We start from the raw sequence: 23936 nt of genomic DNA on the forward strand, positions 1-23936 counted from the left end.
GATGGCAACGACGGCGCTGACCCGCCGACCGAGAGAAGAGAGAGACACAGCTCATGCCCCAGATGATCTTTGTGAACCTGCCGGTCAAGGACCTCGACACGACGAAGACCTTCTTCGGCAAGCTCGGGTACTCGTTCAACCCCCAGTTCAGCGACGACAAGACGGCCTGTCTGGTGATCAGCGACACGATCTTCGCCATGCTGCTCACCGAGCCGCGCTTCAAGGAGTTCACCAAGAAGGAGATCGCGGACACGAGCAGGACCACGGAAGTCCTGCTCGCGCTCAGTGCCGAAAGCCGGGAGAAGGTCGACGAGATGGCCGACACGGCCCTCGCCTCCGGTGGATCCCCCGCGAACGAGCCGATGGACCACGGCTTTATGTACGGCCGTTCCTTCCAGGACCCCGACGGTCACACGTGGGAGATCATCTGGATGGACCCGTCAGCGGTCGAGGGCCAGGGCTGAGACACGCAAGCCACGGGAGGGACCACGCGGGGCCTCAGGACGTGAGGCCCTCGTACCTCACTCCGGTGAGCTGTTCCGAAGCGACCCACAGGCGCTCGCTCGCCACGTCGTTCGTCGTCCAGGCCGCGCGCCACGACTTCGCGGGCGGGCCGCGCCAGCCCTGGACCCTCGGACCGGTGAACGAGTCGGGCCGTACACCGGGCGCGGTCGCCGCGTACAGCGTGGGCAGGGCGCCGGACTCGGCGGGCTGGGCGATGATCCTGTTCCCCAGCTCCACGATCCGTTCGGCCGCCCTGCGCCCCTCCATGCGCACGCCCGCCGTCTGGAGGTTGGTGCGTGCGTAACCGGGGTGTGCGGCCGCGGCGACCACGTCGGAGCCGGCCGCGGCGAGCCGCCCGGCCAGCTCGTGGACGAAGAGCAGGTTCGCGGTCTTGGACCGGCCGTAGGCGATCCAGCGGCGGTACGTGCGCTCGCTGTTGAGGTCGCCGATGTCGATGTTGGACAGGGCGTGCAGCCCGCTGGAGACGCTCACGACACGGGCTCCGGGCGTCCTCAGCAGGTGCGGCAGCAGCAGTCCGGTGAGGGCGAAGTGCCCGAGGTGGTTGACGCCGAACTGCGTCTCGAAGCCGTCGGCGGTTCGTCCGTACGGGAGCGCCATGACGCCCGCGTTGTTGATGAGCAGGTCGAGACGTTCGTACGCGTACGAGCGGGCGAAGTCCCTTATGGAGGAGAGGTCCGCGAGGTCGAGGGGCGTGAACTCGACCAACGCTCCGGGGACTTCGCGCGAGATGTGCTCCGCGGCCTCCTTGCCGCGTTGCTCGCTGCGGCACGCGAGCACCACCCTCGCGCCGCGGCGGGCGAGTTCGCGCGCCGTGGCGAGTCCGATGCCGCTGTTGGCCCCGGTGATCACGGCCGTACGGCCGCTCTGGTCGGGGATGTCGCTCGCTTTCCAGCCAGTCGTCATGCGGCCAGCGTACGGCCGGGCACCGGGTCAGGCGGAGGCGCCTCCGTCGATGGCGAGGTCGGTGCCCACGACGGACGCGGCGTCGGCGGAGGCCAGATACAGCACGGCGGCGGCGACCTCACCGGCCGTCGAGACCCGGCCGAGGGGCGAGTCGGCCTTCATCCGGACGGCGCGCTCCGCGTCGCTCTCGCCGGGAAGCAGCGACATGGTGGTGGCCGACGGACCGGGGCTGACCGCGTTGATCCGGACGCCGTCCTGGATGTGGTCGAGCGCGGCGGCGCGGGTGAGGGCGGAGACGGCGGCCTTGGAAGCGAGGTAGCCGGCGACGCCGGGGATGCGCAGGTGGGCGCCGAGGTTCGAGGAGATGTTCACGATCGCGCCGCCGCCGGCCTGGGAGCGCATGGCGTCGATCTCGGCCTGCATCGACAGGAGTACGCCCGTGACGTTGATGTCGAGGAGCGTGCGCCAGTCGTTCTCGGACAGTTCGGCGACGGGGCCGCCTCCCCGGAACACACCGGCGTTGTTCACCGCGACGTCCAGGCTGCCGAAGCGCTCGACGCTCCCGCGAACGAGCGCCCTCACGTCCTCGGAACGGCTCACGTCGGCCGTGACGGCGACCGCCGTGCCGCCTGCGCGCCGTGCCAGGGCGACCGTCTCGTCGAGCGGCGCGGCGCGGCGTCCCGCGACGACCACGTTGGCGCCCTCGGCGGCGAAGGCGAGCGCAGTGGCGCGGCCGAGACCGGAGCCCGCGCCGGTGACGAGGGCGGTCCTGCCGGAGAAGCGAGCAGTCATGATCTGTCCGTCCTTGCTCTGAGGTCTATGGGTTCTGGCGGAATATTTGAACGATCGTTCTGTTATTAGGGTGTAAAAGAGGCGCCCTAAGGGCGCCTCGAAGTGGCGGGTGGGTCCGGTTCAGTCGAGCAGTGCGAGTGCCTGTTCGGTCGCGTCCCGCACCCTGGCCGGATCGCTGGACGCCTTGCCGACGACCCGCAGACCCTGCATCAGCACGAGCAGCATGCGGGCGAGCGCCCGCGGATCGCGGTCCTCGGGCAGCTCGCCCTGCGCCTGTGCGCGTACGAGCGCGGAGTGCAGGAGGGTCTCGACGCGCTCCCAGCTCACCGCCACCCGGCGGGCCGCCGCTGCGTCGTGCGGGGCCAGCTCGGCCGCCGTGTTGGTGACGAAGCAGCCGGCCAGACGTTCCTCGTCGGAAGCCGCCTCGGCGGCGAACCGCCGCATCACCGCGCGCACGGCCGGCAGTGCGGGGCCCGGCTGGGACAGCTCGCCGAGCAACTGCGGGTTGCGGGAGTCGGCGTACCGTGTAAGCGCCTTGAGGTAGAGCTCGTGCTTGTTGCCGAACGTGGCGTAGATGCTGGCGCGGCCGATGCCGAGGTGCTCGACGAGGCCGGCCATGGTCGTCGCCTCGTAGCCGCGCCTCCAGAACAGCTCCAGGGCTGCGTGCAGGGCGGCGTCGGGATCGAATTCCTTGGTCCTGGCCACGCCCTGCACGCTAGTCGTTCTGGAACGATCGGTCAATTAGCTCCGACGCGCACGGTGAACGTCTGCACGGTCACTGTCTCGTCGTCCAGACAGTGCCCCGTTTCCAGATCGAAGCGCTGCTTGAGCAGAGGCGAAGCGACGAAGGGACGGCCGTTCTCGGATCCGATGAGACCGCGCGACAGCACCTGCGCGCCGGAGAACGGGTCCCGGTTGTCGATGGCGTACGCGCGCCCCTTGCGGTCCGTGAACAGGGCGGCCTGACGGCCGTCGGGCAGCAGGGCCGCCACCCCGCGCCCGGGTGTGAGCGCGGACGCGTCGCAGGCGGTGAACCAGGAGTCGTCGATACGCAGTTGCAGGGTCATCCGGCACGGGTCCCTTCGAGGGTGAGGATGGTCAGGTCCGGCTTCATCTGATCGCGCTCGGGAACGAACCGTACGGAGGGATCCGGCGCGTCGGGAGCGTTGACGAACGAGACGAACCGGGACAACCGCTCGGGATCGTTAATGGTCTCGGCCCATTCGTCGCGGTAGCCGGAGACATGGGTGGCCATCATGGCCTCCAGCTGCTCGCAGATGCCGAGCGAGTCGTGGACGACCACGTCCCGGAGGTGGTCCAGGCCGCCTTCCAGCCGCTCCAGCCAGGTCGACGTGCGCTCCAGGCGGTCCGCGGTGCGGATGTAGAACATCAGGAACCGGTCGATGAGACGGACGAGTTCAGCGTCGGACAGGTCCTGGGCCAGGAGATCGGCATGACGCGGGGTCGCACCGCCGTTGCCGCCGACGTACAGGTTCCAGCCGTTCGCGGTGGCGATCACGCCGAAGTCCTTCGACTGCGCCTCGGCGCACTCGCGGGCGCATCCGGAGACCGCCGACTTCAGCTTGTGCGGCGCGCGCAGACCCCGGTAGCGCAGTTCCAGGTCGATGGCCATGCGCACGCTGTCCTGGACGCCGTAACGGCACCAGGTCTGCCCGACGCAGGACTTCACCGTCCTGAGCGCCTTGCCGTAGGCGTGGCCGGACTCGAAGCCGGCGTCCACCAGCCTCGTCCAGATCAGCGGGAGCTGGTCGACCCGGGCGCCGAAGAGGTCGATGCGCTGGCCGCCGGTGATCTTCGTGTAGAGGCCGAAATCGCGGGCCACCTCGCCGATCACGATCAGCTTCTCGGGGGTGACCTCGCCGCCCGGGATGCGCGGCACGATCGAGTACGAGCCGTTGCGCTGCATGTTGGCGAGGAAGTGGTCGTTCGTGTCCTGGAGGGCGGCCTGTTCGCCGTCGAGGATGTAGCCGTTGCTCAGGCTGGCCAGGATCGAGCCGACCGTCGGCTTGCAGACCTCGCAGCCCTCGCCGCCGCGCGCCGCCTCACGGCCGTGCGAGTCGAGGAGCGCCGCGTAGGACGTGATGCGCAGGGTGCGGACGATCTCGTACAGCTCGGAGCGCGTGTGCGGGAAGCAGCCGCACAGGCCCTTGTCGCCGGTCTGCGGGAGCAGCTGGCCGATCAGCTTGACGCAGCTGCCGCAGCCCGTCCCCGCCTTGGTGCACTTCTTGACCTCGGGGAGCGTGGAACAGGCGGTGACAGCTCCCTTGGTGACGTTGTGGCAGTTGCAGACGACGGCGTCGTCGGGCAGAGCGGACGGGCCGAGGGTGACCTGGCCGCCGCCGGCCGGCGCGATCAGCTGTTCCGGTGCGACGGGCGGAACCGATCCCGTGAGCGGTCGCAGCATCGCGTAGGCGTCGGCGTCGCCGACCAGGACGCCGCCGAGGAGCGCGCCGTCCGGGCTGACGACGAGCTTCTTGTAGACGCCGGAGCGCGAGTCGGAGTACGTGACGTCCAGGCAGCCCTCCGCGTGGCCGTGCGCGTCGCCGAAGGAGGCCACGTCCACGCCGAGGAGCTTGAGCTTCGTCGACATGTCCGCACCCGTGAACGCGCGGTTCCCCGTCGCGGCCGTTCCCGGGAGCGGCTCCGTGAGCGTTCCCGTGATGGTTTCGGCGGCCGTCTCGGCCATCTCGTAACCGGGCGCCACAAGGCCGTACACCCGGCCGTCGACGGCCATCGCGCACTCGCCGATCGCGAAGACAGCGGGGTCGGAGGTACGGCACTGCTCGTCCACGGCTATACCGCCCCGCTCGCCGACCGGCAGACCGCAGTCGCGGGCCAGCTGGTCGCGCGGCCGTACACCGGCCGAGAAGACGACGAGGTCTGTCTCGATCGTCGAACCGTCCGAGAGGGACATGCCGTTGACGACCCCGGCGGCGTCCGTGGTGACGGCCTGGGTGCCGACACCCGTGTGGACCGTCAGGCCCATGCCCTCGATCGTCCGCAGAAGGGCCGCGCCGCCCCCTTCGTCGACCTGTACGGGCATCAGACGCGGTGCGAACTCCACGACGTGCGTGTCGAGTCCGAGTCCGCTCAGCGCGCCCGCCGCCTCCAGGCCGAGCAGCCCGCCGCCGACGACCGCTCCCGTACGCGCTGTCTTCGCGTACGCCTCGATCGCGAGCAGGTCCTCGATGGTGCGGTAGACGAAGCAGCCTTCCGCGTCCTTCCCGGGAACGGGTGGTACGAAGGGGTACGAACCAGTGGCGAGCACGAGCGTGTCGTACGAGAAGCTCCGTCCGCTGCGCGCGGTGACCGTGCGCGCCTCGCGGTCGACGGCGGTCGCAGGGTCGTCCAGGTACAGCTCGATGCCGTGCTGTTCCATGAAGCCCGGCTCGCCCAGGGCGAGGTCGTCAGGGGTGCGGCCGGAGAAGTACGAGGTGAGCTGGACACGGTCGTACGCGGGGCGGGGCTCCTCGCACAGGACGACGATCCTCGCCCGCTCGGTGACGCCGCGCTCGGCGAGGGCCTCCAGGAAGCGCTGGCCGACCATGCCGTGGCCGACGACCACGATCGTGGGGGGTGTGGACATCTCAGGCGCCTCCAAGCAGATGGAACAACGGGGTGGAGGGGAGCGGCTCGTCGCCCTCCCAGGTGCGGGCGAGTTCGCCGACGGCGCCGAGATCGCCAAGCAGGATGCCGCCGATCAGCCGGTCTCCGCGCACGACGACCTTGCGGTACGCGCCGCGGGTGGCGTCGGCGAGGCGGACGACGTCGTCGCCCGGCAGCGGGTTGGTTTCGCCGAAGGCGGCGAGGTCGAGCGGACCGGCGCCGGTGCTCCGGGCGCCGACGCCGGTGAGGGTCAGGCGGGTGAGGGCGCGGGTCCCGGTGTAGCGCGGCGAGGAAGCGCTCGCCTCAACGGTGGGGCCTCCCGCCGGGGCCCCTGCGGGGACCGCCACCGCGCCGTGGCCCGTCCGCGGGGCGTCGAGCGCGGTCGCCCTGGATGCGGAGAGCAGCAGATCGGCCAGGATGTCGGCCTGTTCGAGGGCGGGGCCCGCGAGACCGTATACGCGGCCGTTGTGCTCGGCGCAGTCACCGATGGCGCGGATGTGCGGGTCGGAGGTGCGCAGCTCGTCGTCCACGACGATGCCCTGGCGCACCTCCAGGCCGGCGGCCTGCGCGAGGCCGACTCGGGGGCGTACCCCGCAGGCCAGGACGACGAGGTCGGCGTCGAGGGCGTAACCGTCGGCGAGTTCGACGGCCCGGACGGTCCCGGCCCCCTCGCCCGCCTCGCAGCGCAGACCGCGTACCCGGCACTCGGTGTGGATCTCGACGCCCAGGGCCTCCAGGTGGCCGCGCAGCAGCTCGCTCGCGTCCGGGTCGAGCTGGCGCTGCATGAGGTGCTCGCCCTGCTGGGCCAGTACGACCTGGGCGCCGCGTTCCGCGAGCGCGCGGGCGGCGGAGACGCCGAGGAGACCGCCGCCGATGACGACGGCGCGGGTGCCTTCACGGACGCCGCCGGCCAGGGCCAGGCAGTCGTCCATGGTGCGGAACGGGTGGACACCGTCCGGGAGGTCGGCGCCGAGACCGCGCAGCGGTGGCAGAACAGGGTTGGAGCCGGTCGCGAGGACGAGCGTGCCGTACGGAACGACGCTGCCGTCGTCGCACTGCACCACCCGCTCGGCGCGGTCGATACGGACCACCCGCACTCCGCGCCGCACCGGCGTCGCGGGCTGCGCGATGACCTCGGGGCCGTAACGCCCGGCGAGGACCTCGGCGAGCAGCACCCTGTTGTAGGGGGCGTGCTCCTCCTCGCCGATGACGGTGACGGTGACCGCCGCCGACGACGCGGCTTCCGGGGCCCCTGGGGCCCCTGTGGCCGCGGGGGCGGTCTGGCGGGTCAGCTGCCGGGCCAGCCGGGCACCCGCCGTCCCGCCGCCGATCACCACGATGTCCTTGCTCATGACTGAAGAGTGCGGGGGCGGTGTTACCCGGCCGCATCCCGTCTGTTTCCCGTGGGGAACACTGCCCTCAGCGTCCGGCGCACCGCACTGTGAGGGCCGGAGCGGGGAGCCGGGGGCCGACACCCGCGCCCATGGGGGCGGGCGTCGGGGGCGCGACGAGCGGCCGGCCGGTCCTCAAAGCCGCCTCCAGGCCGCCTCGCGAAGCCCTGACAGGCCGCCTCGCGAAAAACACTGACAGGCCGCTGAAGAGGTCTTTCATGGCCCTGGTTGCCTCTACTCGTCGACCGACCGACCGACCGGCCGACCGCCCCCGACCGCCCCCGACCGGCCCCGTCCCGCCGGAACCTCAGATGTCGCTCAACGTTCCCGGGATCGATGGACGCCACACCCATCTCCTCCCTAAGGTCGCGACCATGCCCGACATATCGCTGACCACGCTCGTTGTCCTGTGTCTCGCCGCCGCTGTGGCCGGCTGGATCGACGCGGTGGTCGGCGGCGGAGGGCTGCTGCTCCTGCCCGCTCTGCTGCTCGGCCTGCCGCAAGTGCCCGCCGCGCACATCCTCGGCACCAACAAGGCAGTGGCCATCGTCGGCACGTCGGGCGCCGCGGTGACCTACCTGCGCAAGGCGCCGGTGAAGGTCGGGACGGCGGTACGGATAGGGCTCGCGGCCCTGGCGGGCTCCATGACCGGCGCCTTCTTCGCCGCCGGGATCAGCAGCGACGTACTGCGCCCGGTGATCATGGTGGTACTGCTCGCCGTCGCGGGTTTCGTGCTGCTGCGGCCCTCCTTCGGCCGCGCGGCCGGCGACACGAAGGTCCTGGTCACCCGGGCCCGTACCGTCACCGCGATCGTCCTCGTCGGCGGCGGCATCGGCTTCTACGACGGCCTCTTCGGACCCGGCACCGGTACGTTCCTCGTCCTGGCGCTCACCGCCGTGCTCCACCTCGACCTGGTGACCGCCTCCGCCAACGCCAAGATCGTCAACGTCTGCACCAACGCCGGCGCGCTCGCGATGTTCGCCTACCAGGGCACGGTGCTGTGGCAACTCGCCGCCCTCATGGCCGTCTTCAACCTCGCCGGCGCGATGGCGGGCGCGCGGATGGCGCTCAGGAAGGGCAGCGAGTTCGTGCGCGGGGTGCTGCTGGTGGTGGTCTTCTCCCTGGTCGCGAAGCTTGCGTTCGACCAGTGGACGTAGTGGCGCGGCCCCGCCGCACCGCCGCGACCCGCCCCCACTCGACCGCACCCGCCGCGACCCGCGCCTAACTCGACCGCACCCGCCCCCACCCGCCGCGACCCGCGCCTACCGCACCGCCGTGAGGTGGGCGTACGCCACCACGTCCCCCCGATAGCCGGTCTTCTCCGAGAACGTGCCGCCGCAGGTGATCACCCGCAGCTCCGCCTGCCCGGACGCGGCGTACACCCGTTGCTCCGGGAAGTCCTCGCTGTCGTACACCTCGATGGCGTCGATCGTGAAGACGGCGGTACGCCCGTCCTTGCGCACCACCTCGACGGTGTGGCCCTTTTTTTGCGAGCCGAGGTGGTAGAAGACTGCCGGTCCCCGCGCGTTGTCGACATGCCCGGCGACGACCGCCGTGCCCCGCGCGCCGGGCGGGGTGCCGTCCTTGTACCAGCCGGCGAGGTTGCGATTCCCGGCGGGCGGTACGTCGAGACTCCCGTCGGGGCCCAGGCCGAGCCGCATGAGGGGCGCGTCGACCTGTACGGCGGGTATCCGGATCCGCACCGGCTCGGAGGGCCGCAGCGGTCGCTCCGGCGGAACCGTACTCCTCGGCACATGCTCGGAACCGCCGCCGAACGCCTCCGCGGACGACGGCCGGGGCGGGTCCTGACCCGCCACTCCGTTCTGGATCAGCCAGAGGCCGGTGCAGATGCCGATGGCGACGAGGCCGCCCTTCGTACGCCGGTCCGTCATCGGTGCTCACCCCTCCTCCAGTCCTTTCCGCGGCCGTACGCCCCGCGTGCCCCCGCCCGGCTCGGGGCCTGGGCGGAGGCACGGGGAACTCCGGCGGTACGGGTACGGGCGGCAGGGCGCCGGCCCGTCAGCGCTCCCGCGTGCCGCTCGCCCGGCGACGCAGGAGCCAGGTACCGCCGACGGCGGTCGCGGCCAGTACGGCCACACCCGCCGCGATCTGGGTGGTGTTGGAGCCCGCGGCTCCGCCGACACCGGTCTTGACGTGGCCCGTGGGATGCGTGGGCCTGTGGCCCGGCTCGTGGCGGGCCGGGTCGTGCTCGGCGGGTTCGTGCCGGGTGGGGTCGTGGTGGGCCGGGTCGTCGTGGGTGGGCTCGGGCGGACCGGGGGTCACGGTCAGGGTTCCCTGGGCGGTGTTGCCGTTGTCGCAGGCCACAGCGATGTCGTGGGTTCCCTCAGGGGCGTCCGGGGGCAGAGTGAACTGCCCGGCGACGGCCTCTTTGTGGGTGGCCGGCCGCAGCTCGAAGTCACCGGCTCCGACGGAGTTCGCGTCTCCCGTGCCGCTGCTGTCGGTACCGCAGGCGGTGGTGTTCACGGTGATGGTCTCGCCGGGGCGCGCGGTCGCCGGGTGCACCTCCAGCTTCTGCTGAGGGGTGTCGTTCTCGGCGTGCACCGGACCAGCCCCGAGCCCGATCACGGCGGCCGCCAGCGCGGTACCGGTCAGCAGAAGTGCAGGGCGCATGGTGATCCTCCCGGAAGCTTCGGTACGGCACTCCCTCCGAGATAAGTGGCCCTGAGCGCCCGGCGCCTGCCGAAGCCGGCTCAGATGCCCGGCCTCGCCCCGCCGCCGCCCCCCCACGCGCCGGGCGTTCACCCAGGTCAGCCCCCGGGCGGCGGCAGTGCGCACGGTCCGCCCCGCCTGGCGCCCCGAATGGGTGACGTGAGGCGTACGTACGCCATCCGTACGCGACGCGACGCACAGGTCACCCGCGCAGGTCCGCGTACGGGTCACCTGTGCGGCCGCGTACGGTCACCTGTGCGGCTCCGCGTACGGGTCACCCGTGCAGGTCCGCGTACGGCCGGCGGCTCAGACCTCGTCCCAGGGCGTCGCCGCGTAGACCGACGTGACCCTCTTCATCAGCTCCTCGTCCACCGCGAACCCCGTGCCGTCGATACGCCGCACCGGCGCGATGCCCTGCGAGTTCGTGACGAACGCGGCCCGGTAGGCGCCCAGACCGTCCAGCGTCACCGGACCCCGCACCGACGGCAGCCCGGCTCCGGGAAGCCGGGCTTCGAGCAGGGTCATCGTGACGCCATGCAATGAGGGTGCGTCCGGCCAGACGACCGAAGTGCCGTCGTAGAACGCGATGTTGGTGACCGCACCCTCGGTGACCACCCCGCCGGGAGCGGTCAGCAGCGCGTCGTCGAAGCCCGCCCGCCGCGCGAGCACCCCGTAGTGGGTCTGCGCGAAGCCGCCGAGGTGTTTGAGGTGCGGGAAAGGGCGTTCGTACGGTACGGACATCAGGGCCTGCGGGGCCGCGGACATGGTGGCGGGCGGGCGGACGGTGACCATCAGGCAGGCCGCCTCCGCGCCGGGGGCCCACAACGCGTGCACGCGCACCGCCGCGTCGCGCACCCCGGCCCCGTCGAGCGCGTGCCGCACGCGCTCGCGCACCAGCTCCGCGTCGAGACCGGCGCCGAAGACCTCCCGGTTGGCGGAGTCGAGCCGCGCGAGGTGCGTGCGCAGCCCGCGCACCCTGCCGTCCCGTACCTGCATCGCCGTGAAGTGGGCGTAACCGCCGTACAGGGCCGGGACGAGAAGGTCGTCCGCGGTGGTCGCCCTGCGGCCGTCGATCTCGATGTGGGGAGCGGCGGGCTCGGAAGAAGTGGTCATGCGGCCACCGTAGAGGGGACGTACGCGACCCTCGGCAGGGAGCACTTCGAGAAACGACCGCCGCAACGCCGGAACGGCTTGACCTCAATCTTGCTTGAGGTACGAGTCTTGCCGCATGGACCTCACGACGCACGAATCCGCCCAGCTCAAGGCCCCTGCCAACGCCCCTGCCAACGCCCCTGCCAAGGCCCCGGCCGAGGCCGCCACCGACGCCCCTACCGACGCCCCGGCCCCGCTGCGCGTCGCCGTCATCGTCGCCAGCAACCGCGAAGGCCGCTTCGCCCCCGTCATCACCGACTGGTTCGTCTCCCGGGCCGCAGCGCACGACGATCTCGACATCGACGTGATCGATCTGGCCGGCGTCGACCTGCCGACCGCCCTCTCCTTCCAGCCGTCCGACGAGATCAAGGCGGTACTCGCACAGGTCTCGCCCCGGCTCGCGGCCGCCGACGCCTTCGTCGTCCTCACCCCCGAGTACAACCACTCCTTCCCGGCCGCCCTCAAGAACCTCATCGACTGGCACGGCGGTGAATGGCAAGCGAAGCCGGTCGGCTTCGTCTCCTACGGCGGAATGTCCGGCGGCCTGCGCGCAGTCGAGCAACTGCGCCAGGTCTTCGCCGAGATGCACGCCACCACCATCCGCGACACCGTCAGCTTCCACGGTGCCTGGTCCCACTTCGACGAGGACGGCCGGCACAAGGACCCGTCGGCCGCCAACACCGCCGCCAAGTCCCTCCTCAACCAGCTGACCTGGTGGGCCCACGCCCTGCGCGACGCCAAGTCCGTCCGTCCGTACACCGGCTGAACGGCGGCCGGACCGTGGTGCGGGCGGCGGCCGGACCGTGATGCGGGCTCGGCGGACACCCCACCACCACCTGGTCGTGGTAGGACAGCCCACCACCACCTGGTCGTGGTAGGACAGCCCACCACCACCTGGTCGTCGTAGGACAGCCCACCACCACCTGGTCGTCGTAGGACAGCCCACCACCACCTGGTCGTGGTAGGTGTCGCAGCGGATGGCGGGCCCGCCCGCGAAACCGCCTGTGAGGAGAGCACCGTGACAGAAGTGGCCGAATTCCTGACCGTACTGACCATGACCGACAGCCGGGAGAAGGCGCTGGACCTCGCGCGCGGGGCCGTCGACGCGCGGCTGGCGGCCTGTGCGCAGGTCGGTGGGCCCGTGGCCTCCGTCTACTGGTGGGAGGGGGCGACGGAGACGGCGCAGGAGTGGCAGGTGGTGTTCAAGACGGCGAGTGCGCGCTACGACGAGCTGGAGGCGCATCTCAAGGGCGCGCACGACTACGAGACGCCCGAGATCATCGCCACGCCCGTCGTGCGCGGCAGCGCGGAGTACCTGGCCTGGGTGACGCAGGAGACCACGGCCCCGTGATCAGTCCTGGGCGCGCTCGATCCGTACCGCGCACACCTTGAACTCCGGCATCCGGGACGTCGGGTCCAGCGCCGGATTCGTCAGGGTGTTGGCCCGTCCCTCGCCGGGCCAGTGGAACGGCATGAAGACCGTGTCCGAGCGGATGGAATCGGTGATCCGGGCCGGGGCGACCGCCCGCCCCCGCCGGGACACCACGGTGAGCCGCTCGCCCTCGGCCACGCCCAGGCGCTGCGCGAGCCGTGGATGCAGCTCCACGAAGGGGCCCGGCGCGGCCGCGTTGAGTTCGTCGACACGGCGGGTCTGGGCGCCGGACTGGTACTGGGCGACGACCCGGCCGGTGGTGAGCAGGACCGGGTACTCGGCGTCGGTCTCCTCCGCCGCCGGGCGGTGCGCGACGGGCACGAACCGGGCGCGCCCGTCCGCGGTCGCGAAGCGGTCGAGGAAGAGGCGGGGCGTGCCGGGGTGGGGAGCGGCGGGGCGGTCGTCACCGGCGGGTGGTGCGCCCGCGGTCCGGCCCTGACCCGTGGTCCGGTCTTCGCCCGCGCTCCGGTCTGCGCCCGCGCTCCGGTCTGCGCCCGCGGTCCGGTCCTGGCCAGAGGTCCGCTCGTCACCCGCCGGCGTCTCCGGGCAGGGCCAGAAGACGCCGTCCTCCTCGGCGATCCGGCGGTACGAGATGCCCGAGTAGTCGGCCGGGCCGCCCGCCGAGGCGCGGCGCAGCTCGTCAAAGACCTCCTCCGGGTCGACGGGGAAGCCCTTCTCGTGGCCGAGCAGGGCGGCCAGGGAGTGCAGTACCTCCAGGTCCGTACGTACACCGGGCGGCGGATCGACCGCCCTGCGCCGCAGCAGCACCCGCCCCTCCAGGTTCGTCGTCGTCCCGGTCTCCTCCGCCCACTGCGTGACGGGCAGGACGACGTCGGCGAGCGCCGCCGTCTCGGAGAGCACCACGTCCGCCACGGCGAGGAAGTCCAGCGAGCGAAGGCGCTCCTCGATATGGGCGGCGCGGGGCGCGGAGACGACCGGGTTCGAGCCCATGAGCAGGAGCGACTTGATGTCGCCGCCGAGCGCGTCGAGGAGTTCGTACGCGCTGCGCCCGGGCCCGGGGAGGCTGTCCGGGTCCACGCCCCACACGCCCGCGACGTGCTCGCGCGCGGCCGGGTCGGTGAGCTTGCGGTAGCCGGGCAGCTGGTCGGCCTTCTGGCCGTGCTCTCGGCCGCCCTGCCCGTTGCCCTGGCCGGTGAGGCAGCCGTAACCGGACAGCGGCCTGCCCGCGTTGCCCGTGGCGAGGCAGAGGTTGATCCACGCGCCGACCGTGTCGGTGCCCTTGGACTGCTGCTCGGGGCCGCGCGCGGTCAGCACCATGCCGGTCTCGGCGTCGCAGAACATCCGTACCGCGTCCCGCAGTTGGGGGACCGGGACGCCGGTGACGCGCTCGACATGCTCCGGCCAGTGCGCCATCGCGGCGGCCCGCGCCTCGTCCCAGCCGGCGGTGCGCTCCTGGATGAAGGCTTCGTCCGTACGGCCCTGGGACACGACGAGGTGCAGCAGTCCCAGCGCGAGCGCCAGGTCGGTGCCGGGACGCGGGGCGAGGTGCAGGTCGGCCTGCTCGGCGGTGCGGGTGCGGCGCGGGTCGACGACGATGAGTGTGCCGCCGTTCTCCTTCAGCTCCGTGAGGTAGCGCAGCGCGGGCGGCATCGTCTCGGCGAGGTTCGAGCCGACGAGGATCACGCAGCCGGTGCGCGGGATGTCCTCCAGCGGGAAGGGCAGGCCGCGGTCGAGGCCGAAGGCCCTCTGGTGGGCGGCGGCGGCGGACGACATGCAGAAGCGGCCGTTGTAGTCGATCTGCGAGGTGGAGAGCACGACGCGGGCGAACTTGCCGAGCGCGTACGCCTTCTCGTTCGTGAGCCCGCCGCCTCCGAAGACGCCGACGGCGTCCGGCCCGTACGCCTGCTGTGTACGGCCGAGCCCCTCCGCGATCTTCGCGAGGGCCTCCTCCCAGGTGGCCGGTTCGAGCCGGCCGGTGGCGGGGCGACGGACCAGTGGCCTGGTCAGGCGCACCCGGGAGGAGAGCACGGCGGGCGCGGTGCGGCCCTTGCCGCACAGTGCGCCCCGGTTCACGGGGAAGTCCGTACGCTCGACGACTTCCACCACGTCGCCGCCCGCGGCCTCACTGCCCGCGGCGGCGCGCAGGTTCATGCCGCACTGGAGTGCGCAGTACGGGCAGTGGGTGGGGGTGGACGCCGGGGCGGGGGCGGGGGAGGTGCGGGGCATGCCGTCAGCATGCGACGGCGGTGTTACGGCGACGGTCGCCCGGATGTTACGCCCCCGGTACGCCGGGCTCCGACCGGCGCCCGCCGGCCGGTGAGGTGCGCCTGTCCGGCGACCCGCGGTGACTACTGCCCCCTGAGGTGCCGCACCGTCATTCCGGCCGTCCAGCCGCCGTCCACCGCCAGCTCGGAGCCCGTGATGTACACCGCCGCGTCCGACAGGAGGAACGCCACCGCGGCCGCGATCTCCTCGGGTACCGCGACCCGGCCCAGCGGGACGCCCGGGTAGTTGCCCTCGCCGGTCCGGATGCCGACGGGGGCGGTCATCGGGGTGTACGTCATCCCCGGATGCACCGAATTCACCCGGATCCCCGCCTCCGCCAGCTCGACCGCGCCGATCTTCGACAGGCCCCGTACGCCCCACTTGGAGGCGCCGTACCCGGCGGTCAGCGCGAGGCCGGTGAGTCCGGCCGCCGACGAGATGTTGACGACGGACCCACCGCCCTGCTCCCTCATCAGCGGAATCACGGTCTTCAGCCCGATGAAGGTTCCGACCAGATTGACTTCGACGACCTGACGGAAATGCTCGACCGTCTCGTGCTCCAGGAGCCGGCCGGCGGCTGTCCCGGCGTTGTTGACCAGGCCGTCGACCGTCCCGAACTCGGCGACCGCGAAATCCAGTGCGGCTTGCCAGTCGCTCTCGCTGGTCACGTCGTGCCGTACGAAACGCGCCGCGTCACCGAGCCTTTCGGCCGTCGCGGCGCCCTCCTCCTCCAGCACGTCGGTGATCACGGCCTTCCCGCCGCCGTCGACGACGGCCTGCGCCGTCGCGGCGCCGAGGCCGCGCGCACCGCCGGTCACCAGGACGACCTTGTCGCACAGATCGACGCCAGCAGTGGGAACAGCAGCGGCAGACACGAACGACCAGCCCCCCGGCTCACTCGGCTCCATGCCTGTGAGGCACATCGGCATGGGGCATATCGGCGACCGCCAGTCTGTCAGCCCCCCGAAGCCTCGGCCAGCGCTTCGGCCACACCGTTCTCCTGGCGCCCGAGGAACCGCGGATCGGGCTCGGTCACGACGTCGAGCGCGGCCTTGCCGGCCGCGAGGATCTCCCGTACGCCGCCGTAGTACCAGGTCGCGTCGCGCCGGGCGTCGACGCCGACGCCGTACGCGTCGAGCCCGGCGGCCCGGCACAGCCCGATCGCCCGGCGGATGTGGAACCCCTGGCTCACCAGCACGGCCCGGTCGACCCCGAAGATCTTCTTGGCGCGTACGCACGAGTCCCAGGTGTCGAAGCCCGCGAAGTCGCTGACGATGCGGTGGTCGGGTACGCCGTGGGAGACCAGGTAGGCACGCATGGCGTCCGGTTCGTCGTACTCCGTCCGGCTGTTGTCACCGGTCACGAGCACGACCTTCGCCTTGCCCTCCCGGTACAGCTCGGCGGCCGTGTCGAGGCGGTTGGCCAGGTACGGCGACGGGCCGCCCCGCCAGAGACCCGCCCCGAAGACGACGACCACGTCTCGGGCGGGGGCGTCGGCCGTCGTCCTGACCCGGCTGTCGGCGACGGCGTGCAGCCAGGTCGCGGGCGCGAGCGCGAGGACGGCGGCGAGCATGAGGGCCTGGACGGTACGCCGTTGGGCCCGGCGGGTGCGGGGTATGAGGGGCGGGAGTCGCAGCCGCCACCCGCGTGCCGCCCACCGCTGCGCCCGGCCGCCTGCCGTGGCCCGTGCCCCGCTCCTTGAAAATCGCATGCCCTGTCCGTCCCCCCGTTGGGATGTTCGCCATGTCGAAACGATTCTGGCCCCTGTACGGACTGCGCATCACAACTCCCCGGCTCGAACTGACCGTGCCGGACGGTGAGGTGCTGGACGAACTGGCCGGCGTCGCGGCCGACGGCGTACTCGACGACGAGGCGTCCATGCCCTTCACGGTGCCGTGGACGGACGGTCGCCGCAGGACCGGGCCAGGGCGACCTTCCAGCACGTCCTGGGCACCATGCCGGGTGGCGGCCGGAGAAGTGGACGCTCAGCCTCGCCGTGCGGTGCGAGGGCAGGACCGTCGGCCGCCAGGACTTCCTCACGGACGGCTTCCCGGTGACCAGGGAAGGGGACCCGGCGCGGACCCCGCTACGAGAAGGGCGGCGCAGGGAAAGAGCGGGCCGCCTGTCAGCGGCCGCGCCGCTCCCGTGAGGCCGCGGAAAACACCCGTCACGCCCGTGCAACGAGGCGGCAACCTGGGCCCGGCAGTATCGGTCCATGACGGAGTCGGCAGCACACCGCGAGTCACTTCCTCTCGACAGCACGGCGCAACTGCTCACCCGTATCACCACCCAGCTCGGCACCCAGCTGAGGCACGTCTCACTGAACGGAACCCGCCGGCCGATGACCCCGCCCCCGCACCCGCCCCCGCACCAGGCCCCGTACAGGGCGCACCCGGCCGCGTACCGGGCCCTCCCGCCGCCCCCGCCCACCCTCGTCGCCGTCGCCCACGGCAGCCGCGACCCCGGCGCCCTGCGTACCGTCACCGCGCTGCTGGAGCGCGTGCGGGAGCTGCGCCCGGGTCTCGACGTACGGCTCGGGCACATCGAACTCAACGAGCCGCTGCTGACGGGCACCCTCGCTGACCTCGAGCCGGGCCGGGCCGTGCTCGTACCGCTGCTGCTCGGCCGCGGGTACCACGTCAAGTACGACCTGCCGCAGGCCGCCGTCACCGCCCCCCACCTGCGCATCCGGACAGCGGCCCCGCTCGGCCCGCACCCCCTCCTCGTCGAGGCGCTGTACGCCCGCCTCACCGAGGCCGGCTGGACCGCCTCCGACTCCGCGCACCGGGGCAGCGGCGTCGTGCTGGCCGCCGCGGGCTCCCGCGACCCGGAATCGGCCGCCGACACCCGGACCACCGCCGCCCTGCTCGGCGAACGCCTCGGCGGAGTCCCCGTCCTTCCCGCCTACGCCTCCGCCGCCTCACCCACCGTCCCCGAGGCCCTGCGCGCCCTCGCGGCACGCGGCCGGCACCGGACGGCCGTCGCCTCGTACTTCACCGCCCCCGGCCGCTTCGCCGCGCAGAGCGCCGCCGCCGCGCCCTGGATCGCGTCCGCGCCGCTCGGCGCCCACCCGGCCCTGGCGCGGCTCCTCCTGCTCCGTTACGACCAGGCTCTCGCCGGCCGTTCCCCCGCGCCCCGGCGGCAGCTGACCGCCGCCTGAGCCCCGGCTGTCACTGGCTGCGTCTACTGTCGGTGCATGGAAGGCACAGCGCGCGAAACCCCGCACACCGCAGACCGGCACGCCGACGTCCAGCCCCCCGCCGCCCTCGACACCGCCCTGTACGACGGGGCCGCCACCGAGCGCTGGGCCACCGAGCCCGACAAACGGCCGGGCAGGACCGCCTTCCAGCGCGACCGCGCGCGCGTGCTGCACTCCGCCTCGCTGCGCCGCCTCGCCGGCAAGACCCAGGTCGTCACCCCCGGCTCCAGCAGCCAGGTCTGGGACGCCAGCCCCCGTACCCGCCTCACCCACTCCCTCGAATGCGCCCAGGTCGGCCGCGAACTCGGCGCGGCCCTCGGCTGCGACCCCGACCTCGTCGAGGCGGCCTGCCTCTCGCACGACATGGGCCACCCGCCCTTCGGGCACAACGGCGAACAGGCACTCAACGATTTCGCCAAGGACTGCGGCGGCTTCGAGGGCAACGCCCAGTCGCTCCGCCTCCTGACCCGCCTGGAGCCCAAGCGCTTCGTACCGTCCGCGGAGAGCGGCGAGATGGTCAGCGTCGGCCTCAACCTCACCCGCGCCGCCCTCGACGCCGCCACGAAGTACCCCTGGCCGCGCGGCGCGCACCCCACTGACCCCGGCTCGGTGAAGTTCGGGGTCTACGAGGACGACCTGCCCGTCTTCGACTGGGTCCGCCGGGGCGCCCCCGCCCACCGCAAGTGCTTCGAGGCCCAGGTCATGGACTGGTCCGACGACGTGGCCTACTCGGTGCACGACTTCGAGGACGGTCTGCACGCCGGTCACCTCGACCCCAACTGCCTGTTCGCGGAGCCCGAACGCCAGGAGATCTTCGCGGTGGCGATCGGCAGGTACGTACCGGAGGACACCAGCCCGGACGAGCTGTCGGCCGCCCTCGACCGCCTCCTCGACGAGGAGTGGTGGCCGCACGGCTACGACGGCTCGGCCGTCGCCCAGGCCCGGCTGAAGGACGCCACCAGCCAGCTCATCGGCCGCTTCTGCCTGTCCGCCGAGGGCGCGACCCGCCAGGCCTACGGAACGGGCCGGCTCACCCGGTACGCCGCCGAACTGGTCGTCCCGCGCGAGGTGCGCCACGAGTGCGCCGTCCTCAAGGCCGTGGCCGACCGCTACGTCATGCAGCGTGACGAACAGGAGCGGCTGCGCGCCGACCAGCGCATCGTCATCGCCGAGCTCGCCGACGCGCTCACCGCCCGGGCCCCCGAGGGTCTCGATCCCCAGTTCCGCGCCCTGTTCACCGGCGCGGCCGACGACAGGGCCCGCAAGCGCGTGATCGTCGACCAGATCGCCTGTTTCACGGACGCCGCGGCCCGCTCCCTGCACGCCCGGCTCACGGCCCCAAGGGGCCACCGCCCATGAGCGCGTCACCGAGCGTGGTCCGCCGGTGCACGATGCGGCTCCCGTGCCGCTCCGAGACGACCAGCCCCGCCTCCCGCAGCACCGTCGCGTGCCGGCTCGCCGTGGACAGCGCCAGCCGCAGGACGCCGCCGAGCTGCGTCGTGGTCATCGGCCGCCCCAGCACCTCCAGCACGGCCGCCCTCGTGTGGCCGATGAGCTGCGCCACCGGCAGCCCGGCCGCCCGCGCCCCCGGCCCGTCCGCGCCGTGCCCCCGGGCGACGGCCAGCCAGCCGGGGTCCGGCGTCACCGGGTGGACCAGTACGGGCGGCAGCTCCTCGTCGGCCAGCGCGACGGGGTACCGGATGCAGAAGAACGACGGGATCATCGTCAGCGACCGCCCCCGCAGCTCCAGGTCCTTGTCCACCGGATAGCCGGACTCCAGCACGCCGTCGTCGCGCCAGGCGAAATCCTGATACGTCGCCAGCAGCCCTTCGGGGCCCTGCGACAGAGCCGCCTCGGCCCGTACGGGACGGTCGGCGTCCACCGCCGACCTGATCACGTCCAGGTACGGCTCCACCGCCACCGCGTAGTACCGGCGCAGCGCCTCGCCCAGCCGCTCCAGCGCCTCCACGTCGCCGTCCGCCAGCCGGCGGGCGACCGGCGGCACGGGGCCGTCCGCGAAGAGCCGCCCGAGTTCCGCCCTCATCCTGGTCGCGGGAGTGGAGAGCACCTGGTCCAGGCCGGTCTCCAGATCCGGGATGCCCCGGCCCGGCGTCAGGAAGTCGGGGAGGTACGCGGCGCACGGGCACAGGCGGTGCAGCGAAGCCACTGTCCGGCCGAGCCCGGCGCGGGCGATCGCCGCCCGGGTCTCACGCCGCCACGGGTCGAAGACCAGCGCGCCCTGCCGGTTCTGGAGCAGGTGCAGGCTGTTCACGATCTCCCACAGCGGGTCCGGCCGTGCGGCCACCCGCAGCCGGTTCAGATCCTCCGTGGTGAAGTGGATGCGTAACACGCGCCCTCCACATCGCTTCGTGTGCCGCGCCCCGACCGCCGCCCCAACTGCCGTGCGTGCGCGCCCGACTCCCCTGCGTGCGCATGAGCGAGCGTACTCACCGACGACCGGAACCGTACGGTCCTTTTGCGTTGTGCACGAAAGCCCCGCGCGGCCTCCACATCGGCGTGACGCTTGTGGCGAGGTGGCTGCGGGCTGTCAACGGGGGAGACGTCCGCGGCCACCTTTCTCACGCCCGGCCCGGACGCCGTGCCCCGGCCCGGACGCCGTGCCCCCGCCCCGGCGCGCCGTGCCCCGCCCGAGCCCGCCTGCCGTGCCCCCGCCGGGCGCCGGGCCCCGGTCGCCACCTCCGGGCCACCTGTGCGACACGCCCACGGCACACCCCCTCTTCCCCCATCACGCTCTGTGCGGGACGCTCGAATACGGCGGCTCAGCGTGTGGGCGGCACAGAGGAGGCACCAAGTGGTCGACGCAGATCAGACGTTCGTCATCGTCGGTGGAGGACTGGCGGGGGCCAAGGCCGCCGAGACTCTCCGCAGCGAGGGGTTCACCGGCCGGGTGATCCTCATCGGGGACGAACGTGACCATCCGTACGAACGCCCTCCCCTGTCCAAGGGTTTCCTGGCGGGCAAGGAGGAACGCGACAGCGTCTTCGTGCACGAACCCGGCTGGTACGCGCAGGCCGACATCGAGCTGCACCTCGGCCAGTCGGTCGTGCACCTCGACCGCGAAACCAGGACGGTCGGCCTCGGCGACGGCACCGCCGTCCGCTACGACAAGCTCCTCCTCGCGACCGGCGCCGAACCGCGCCGCCTCGACATCCCCGGCACCGGCCTCGCGGGCGTCCACCACCTGCGCCGCCTCGCCCACTCCGAGCGGCTGCGCGGCGTACTGGCGTCCCTCGGCCGCGACAACGGGCACATCGTCATCGCCGGGGCCGGCTGGATCGGCCTGGAGGTCGCCGCCGCAGCGCGCGGCTACGGCGCCGAGGTCACCGTCGTCGAACCGGAGCCCACACCCCTCCACCAGGTCGTCGGACCGGAACTCGGCCAGCTCTTCACGGACCTGCACAGCGAGCACGGCGTCCGCTTCCACTTCGGCGCCCGCCTCACCGAGATCACCGGTCAGGACGGCATGGTCCTCGCCGCCCGTACCGACGACGGCGTGGAGCACCTCGCCCACGACGTCCTGGCTGCGATCGGCGCCGCCCCGCGCACCGCCCTCGCCGAGGCCGCCGGCCTCACGCTCGCCGACCGGGCCCACGGCGGCGGCATCGCGGTCGACGCCGCACTGCGCACCTCCGACCCCGACATCTACGCGGCCGGCGACGTCGCGGCGGCCCAGCACCCGCTCCTCGGCAGCCGGCTGCGCGTCGAGCACTGGGCCAACGCCCTGAACGGAGGCCCGGCGGCCGCCCGGGCGATGCTCGGCCAGGACGTGTCGTACGACCGGATCCCGTACTTCTTCTCCGACCAGTACGACCTCGGGCTCGAATACTCCGGCTGGGCGCCGCCCGGCACGTACGACCAGGTCGTCATCCGCGGCGACGTCGCGGGAAAGCGGGAGTTCATCGCGTTCTGGCTGAAGGACAACCGGGTCCTCGCCGGCATGAACGTGAATGTGTGGGACGTCACCGAGACCGTCCAGGCGCTGATCCGCTCCGGGGCCCCGGTGGACCCGGAAGCCCTCGGCAACCCCGCCGTGGAGCTGGCCTCCCTGCTGGGCTGACGGGAGTGTCCGAGCACCGCCGTACACTTCACGCGTGGCAGGCAGGATCAACGATGACGACGTGAAGGCGGTCCGGGACGCGGTCCCGATCGACGCCGTTGTTTCCGAGTACCTCCAGCTCCGCAGCGCCGGCGGCGGCAATCTGAAGGGCCTGTGCCCCTTCCACGACGAGAAGTCCCCGTCCTTCCAGGTCAGCCCGAGCAAGGGTCTTTTCCACTGCTTCGGCTGCCAGGAAGGCGGCGACACGATCGCCTTCGTGATGAAGATCGACCACCTCTCCTTCTCGGAGACGGTCGAGCGCCTCGCCGCCCTGGCGGGCATCACCCTGCGGTACGAAGAAGGCGGCTACAACCCCACGCACCAGCGCGGCGAGCGCGTCCGCCTGGTCGAGGCGCACAAGGCCGCCGCCCAGTTCTACGTCGAGCAGCTCGACTCCGCCGAGGCGGAGATCGGCCGCAAGTTCCTCGCCGAACGCGGCTTCGAGCAGAGCGCCGCCCAGCACTTCGGCGTCGGCTACAGCCCGGCGGGCTGGGACCACCTGACCCGCTACCTGCGCGGCAAGGGCTTCTCCGACAAGGAGCTCACGCTCTCCGGCCTCTCCCAGGAGGGCCGCCGCGGCCCCATCGACCGCTTCCGCGGCCGCCTGATGTGGCCGATCCGCGACATCACCGGTGAGGTCGTCGGCTTCGGCGCGCGCAAGCTGCGCGACGACGACAACGGCCCCAAGTACCTCAACACCCCCGAGACGGCGATCTACAAGAAGTCGCAGGTCCTGTACGGCATCGACCTGGCCAAGAAGGAGATCGCCAAGACCAGCAGGGCCGTCGTCGTCGAGGGGTACACCGACGTCATGGCCTGCCACCTGGCGGGCGTCACGACCGCGATCGCCACCTGCGGCACGTCCTTCGGCGGCGACCACATCAAGATCCTCCGCCGGCTGCTCATGGACAACGCCTCGGCCGAGGTCGTCTTCACCTTCGACGGCGACGCGGCCGGCCAGAAGGCGGCGCTGCGGGCGTTCGAGGACGACCAGAAGTTCGCCGCCGAGACGTCCATCGCGATCACGCCCGGCGGCATGGACCCCTGCGACCTGCGGCTGGCCAAGGGCGACGCGGCGGTGGCGTCCCTGGTGGAGACCCGCACACCGCTCTTCGAGTTCGCGATCCGCCACGTCGTGTCCCGGCACAACCTGGAGACCCCGGCGGGGCGGGCCGCCGCGCTCGACGAGGCCGCGCCGATCGTCGCCAACATCAAGAACATCGCGATCCAGCACGAGTCCGCGGTCCAGCTCGCGGGCATCCTCGGCATCCTCGACACCCAGTTCGTGGTCAAGCGCGTCGCGCAGCTCGCCCGCTGGGCGCGCGACCGGGGCGGGCGCGGCCCCGCCGCGCCCCAGGACCGCCGGGCGACCCCGTCGTACGACGCCGGGCCCGCCGCCCCGAGCGGCCCCGCGCTGAATCTGCGCAGCCCCGCCCACCGCACCGAGCGCGAGCTGCTGAAGCTCGCCCTCCAGCGGCCCGAGCTGGTCTCGCCGGCGTTCGACGCGTACGGCGCCGACGAGTTCACCGCCCCGCCGTACGCCGCGGTCCGCCAGGTCATCGAGGAGGCCGGCGGCGCCGAGCAAAGCGCGGGGAACGCCTCCGACTACCTGGCGCAGGTCCGCGAGGCGGCCCCCAACGACACGGTGCGCGCGCTGGTCACGGAGCTGGCAGTCGAGCCGATCATGCGCAAGACGGTCGACGAGATCTACGCCGGGGAGCAGCTGATCCGGGTCCGCCTGCGCGCGGTCGACCGCCGCATCCTGGACGTCCAGGGCACGCTGGCCCGCCTCGGCGGCCCGCACGCCGACCCGGAACAACTCGCCGCCGTACAGAACGAGCTGTGGGTCCTCCAGCAGTACTCCCAGTCCCTGCGCAACCACGGCGCGGCCGCACTCTGACG

At 72.4% G+C, this 23936-nt stretch carries 21 protein-coding genes and 1 pseudogene; 9 read left to right on the forward strand and 13 right to left on the reverse strand.

All coding sequences use genetic code 11. The features are described from left to right. Positions 1-53: 53 nt before the first annotated feature. Positions 54-464 (forward strand): VOC family protein, encoded by a 411-nt coding sequence (locus tag AS594_RS23360; RefSeq protein ID WP_069928853.1) that lies wholly within the window; start codon positions 54-56, stop codon positions 462-464. Positions 465-498: 34 nt separating this feature from the next. Here AS594_RS23360 and AS594_RS23365 read toward each other — a convergent pair whose 3' ends face one another. The 6 genes from AS594_RS23365 to AS594_RS23390 form a co-directional block, all read right to left on the reverse strand. Beyond that, positions 499-1428 carry an oxidoreductase gene (locus AS594_RS23365; RefSeq protein WP_069935340.1) on the reverse strand — a complete coding sequence of 310 codons (930 nt, stop codon included), beginning with the start codon at positions 1426-1428 and terminating at the stop codon, positions 499-501. A 27-nt stretch (positions 1429-1455) separates the two neighbouring features. Continuing rightward, entirely contained in the window at positions 1456-2220 is a 765-nt protein-coding gene (locus AS594_RS23370) for an SDR family NAD(P)-dependent oxidoreductase (RefSeq protein WP_069928855.1), read from the reverse strand. A 120-nt stretch (positions 2221-2340) separates the two neighbouring features. Continuing rightward, entirely contained in the window at positions 2341-2925 is a 585-nt protein-coding gene (locus AS594_RS23375; protein ID WP_069935976.1) for a TetR/AcrR family transcriptional regulator, read from the reverse strand. 32 nt (positions 2926-2957) lie between these two features. Then, on the reverse strand, positions 2958-3287 hold the full coding sequence (gene nirD, locus AS594_RS23380) for a nitrite reductase small subunit NirD (RefSeq protein WP_069928856.1): 330 nt from the start codon (positions 3285-3287) through the stop codon (positions 2958-2960). Beyond that, positions 3284-5827 carry a nitrite reductase large subunit NirB gene (gene nirB, locus AS594_RS23385; RefSeq protein ID WP_069928857.1) on the reverse strand — a complete coding sequence of 848 codons (2544 nt, stop codon included), beginning with the start codon at positions 5825-5827 and terminating at the stop codon, positions 3284-3286. Before nirB ends, nirD begins: the two co-directional genes overlap by 4 nt. 1 nt (position 5828) lies before the next feature. After that, positions 5829-7199, reverse strand: a complete 1371-nt coding sequence (locus AS594_RS23390; protein ID WP_069928858.1) for an NAD(P)/FAD-dependent oxidoreductase — start codon at positions 7197-7199, stop codon at positions 5829-5831. A gap of 413 nt (positions 7200-7612) precedes the next feature. On the opposite strand from AS594_RS23390, the gene AS594_RS23395 reads away from it, so the two are divergent. Then, positions 7613-8395 carry a sulfite exporter TauE/SafE family protein gene (locus tag AS594_RS23395; RefSeq protein ID WP_069930722.1) on the forward strand — a complete coding sequence of 261 codons (783 nt, stop codon included), beginning with the start codon at positions 7613-7615 and terminating at the stop codon, positions 8393-8395. A gap of 105 nt (positions 8396-8500) precedes the next feature. Here AS594_RS23395 and AS594_RS23400 read toward each other — a convergent pair whose 3' ends face one another. From AS594_RS23400 to AS594_RS23410, 3 genes are all read right to left on the reverse strand, one after another. Continuing rightward, entirely contained in the window at positions 8501-9130 is a 630-nt protein-coding gene (locus tag AS594_RS23400; RefSeq protein WP_069935341.1) for a class F sortase, read from the reverse strand. A gap of 127 nt (positions 9131-9257) precedes the next feature. Next, positions 9258-9869: a hypothetical protein gene (locus AS594_RS23405; RefSeq protein ID WP_069928860.1), complete on the reverse strand. Its 612-nt coding sequence runs from the start codon at positions 9867-9869 to the stop codon at positions 9258-9260. 345 nt (positions 9870-10214) lie between these two features. Next, positions 10215-11021, reverse strand: coding sequence for an aminotransferase class IV (locus AS594_RS23410; RefSeq protein WP_069928861.1), 807 nt, complete (start codon positions 11019-11021; stop codon positions 10215-10217). Positions 11022-11136: 115 nt separating this feature from the next. Between AS594_RS23410 and AS594_RS23415 the strand changes: the two genes are divergently transcribed. Together AS594_RS23415 and cutA are read left to right on the forward strand one after the other, a co-directional pair. Next, positions 11137-11826: an NADPH-dependent FMN reductase gene (locus tag AS594_RS23415; protein ID WP_079148120.1), complete on the forward strand. Its 690-nt coding sequence runs from the start codon at positions 11137-11139 to the stop codon at positions 11824-11826. Positions 11827-12114: 288 nt separating this feature from the next. Further along, on the forward strand, positions 12115-12411 hold the full coding sequence (cutA, locus tag AS594_RS23420) for a divalent-cation tolerance protein CutA (RefSeq protein WP_079144835.1): 297 nt from the start codon (positions 12115-12117) through the stop codon (positions 12409-12411). On the opposite strand, the gene AS594_RS23425 is transcribed toward cutA, so the two are convergent. The 3 genes from AS594_RS23425 to AS594_RS23435 form a co-directional block, all read right to left on the reverse strand. Continuing rightward, the gene (locus AS594_RS23425) at positions 12412-14679 is read right to left on the reverse strand and encodes a molybdopterin oxidoreductase family protein (RefSeq protein ID WP_069935342.1); all 2268 of its coding nucleotides are present in this window, start codon (positions 14677-14679) and stop codon (positions 12412-12414) included. A 122-nt stretch (positions 14680-14801) separates the two neighbouring features. Continuing rightward, the gene (locus AS594_RS23430) at positions 14802-15593 is read right to left on the reverse strand and encodes a glucose 1-dehydrogenase (RefSeq protein WP_069930724.1); all 792 of its coding nucleotides are present in this window, start codon (positions 15591-15593) and stop codon (positions 14802-14804) included. A gap of 80 nt (positions 15594-15673) precedes the next feature. Then, positions 15674-16429, reverse strand: a complete 756-nt coding sequence (locus AS594_RS23435) for a SanA/YdcF family protein (RefSeq protein ID WP_069928864.1) — start codon at positions 16427-16429, stop codon at positions 15674-15676. Positions 16430-16461: 32 nt separating this feature from the next. Here AS594_RS23435 and AS594_RS46260 point away from each other — a divergent pair. From AS594_RS46260 to AS594_RS23445, 3 genes and pseudogenes are all read left to right on the forward strand, one after another. Continuing rightward, positions 16462-16783: pseudogene (locus AS594_RS46260) on the forward strand (GNAT family N-acetyltransferase); the annotation flags it as partial. Between the two features lie 150 nt (positions 16784-16933). Then, on the forward strand, positions 16934-17878 hold the full coding sequence (locus AS594_RS23440; protein WP_069928865.1) for a sirohydrochlorin chelatase: 945 nt from the start codon (positions 16934-16936) through the stop codon (positions 17876-17878). Between the two features lie 36 nt (positions 17879-17914). Next, positions 17915-19276, forward strand: a complete 1362-nt coding sequence (locus AS594_RS23445) for a deoxyguanosinetriphosphate triphosphohydrolase (protein ID WP_079144441.1) — start codon at positions 17915-17917, stop codon at positions 19274-19276. On the opposite strand, the gene AS594_RS23450 is transcribed toward AS594_RS23445, so the two are convergent. Further along, positions 19248-20267 (reverse strand): ArsR/SmtB family transcription factor, encoded by a 1020-nt coding sequence (locus AS594_RS23450; RefSeq protein WP_069928866.1) that lies wholly within the window; start codon positions 20265-20267, stop codon positions 19248-19250. The genes AS594_RS23445 and AS594_RS23450 overlap by 29 nt on opposite strands. A gap of 462 nt (positions 20268-20729) precedes the next feature. Here AS594_RS23450 and AS594_RS23455 point away from each other — a divergent pair, with 462 nt between their 5' ends. Both AS594_RS23455 and dnaG read left to right on the forward strand, forming a co-directional pair. Further along, the gene (locus AS594_RS23455; protein ID WP_069928867.1) at positions 20730-21995 is read left to right on the forward strand and encodes an NAD(P)/FAD-dependent oxidoreductase; all 1266 of its coding nucleotides are present in this window, start codon (positions 20730-20732) and stop codon (positions 21993-21995) included. Positions 21996-22029: 34 nt separating this feature from the next. After that, positions 22030-23934, forward strand: coding sequence for a DNA primase (gene dnaG / locus AS594_RS23460; RefSeq protein WP_069935343.1), 1905 nt, complete (start codon positions 22030-22032; stop codon positions 23932-23934). Positions 23935-23936 lie beyond the last annotated feature (2 nt).

This window comes from Streptomyces agglomeratus (assembly GCF_001746415.1).
Lineage (GTDB): Bacteria > Actinomycetota > Actinomycetes > Streptomycetales > Streptomycetaceae > Streptomyces > Streptomyces agglomeratus.

Excerpts from the sequence above, each read along its gene's own strand:
- AS594_RS23360 (WP_069928853.1), top strand. The coding sequence starts at position 54 with ATGCCCCAGATGATCTTTGTGAACCTGCCGGTCAAGGACCTCGACACG.
- AS594_RS23365 (WP_069935340.1), bottom strand. The coding sequence starts at position 1,428 with ATGACGACTGGCTGGAAAGCGAGCGACATCCCCGACCAGAGCGGCCGT.
- AS594_RS23370 (WP_069928855.1), bottom strand. The coding sequence starts at position 2,220 with ATGACTGCTCGCTTCTCCGGCAGGACCGCCCTCGTCACCGGCGCGGGC.
- nirD (WP_069928856.1), bottom strand. The coding sequence starts at position 3,287 with ATGACCCTGCAACTGCGTATCGACGACTCCTGGTTCACCGCCTGCGAC.
- nirB (WP_069928857.1), bottom strand. The coding sequence starts at position 5,827 with ATGTCCACACCCCCCACGATCGTGGTCGTCGGCCACGGCATGGTCGGC.
- AS594_RS23390 (WP_069928858.1), bottom strand. The coding sequence starts at position 7,199 with ATGAGCAAGGACATCGTGGTGATCGGCGGCGGGACGGCGGGTGCCCGG.
- AS594_RS23395 (WP_069930722.1), top strand. The coding sequence starts at position 7,613 with ATGCCCGACATATCGCTGACCACGCTCGTTGTCCTGTGTCTCGCCGCC.
- AS594_RS23400 (WP_069935341.1), bottom strand. The coding sequence starts at position 9,130 with ATGACGGACCGGCGTACGAAGGGCGGCCTCGTCGCCATCGGCATCTGC.
- AS594_RS23405 (WP_069928860.1), bottom strand. The coding sequence starts at position 9,869 with ATGCGCCCTGCACTTCTGCTGACCGGTACCGCGCTGGCGGCCGCCGTG.
- AS594_RS23410 (WP_069928861.1), bottom strand. The coding sequence starts at position 11,021 with ATGACCACTTCTTCCGAGCCCGCCGCTCCCCACATCGAGATCGACGGC.
- AS594_RS23415 (WP_079148120.1), top strand. The coding sequence starts at position 11,137 with ATGGACCTCACGACGCACGAATCCGCCCAGCTCAAGGCCCCTGCCAAC.
- cutA (WP_079144835.1), top strand. The coding sequence starts at position 12,115 with ATGACCGACAGCCGGGAGAAGGCGCTGGACCTCGCGCGCGGGGCCGTC.
- AS594_RS23425 (WP_069935342.1), bottom strand. The coding sequence starts at position 14,679 with ATGCCCCGCACCTCCCCCGCCCCCGCCCCGGCGTCCACCCCCACCCAC.
- AS594_RS23435 (WP_069928864.1), bottom strand. The coding sequence starts at position 16,429 with ATGCGATTTTCAAGGAGCGGGGCACGGGCCACGGCAGGCGGCCGGGCG.
- AS594_RS23440 (WP_069928865.1), top strand. The coding sequence starts at position 16,934 with ATGACGGAGTCGGCAGCACACCGCGAGTCACTTCCTCTCGACAGCACG.
- AS594_RS23445 (WP_079144441.1), top strand. The coding sequence starts at position 17,915 with ATGGAAGGCACAGCGCGCGAAACCCCGCACACCGCAGACCGGCACGCC.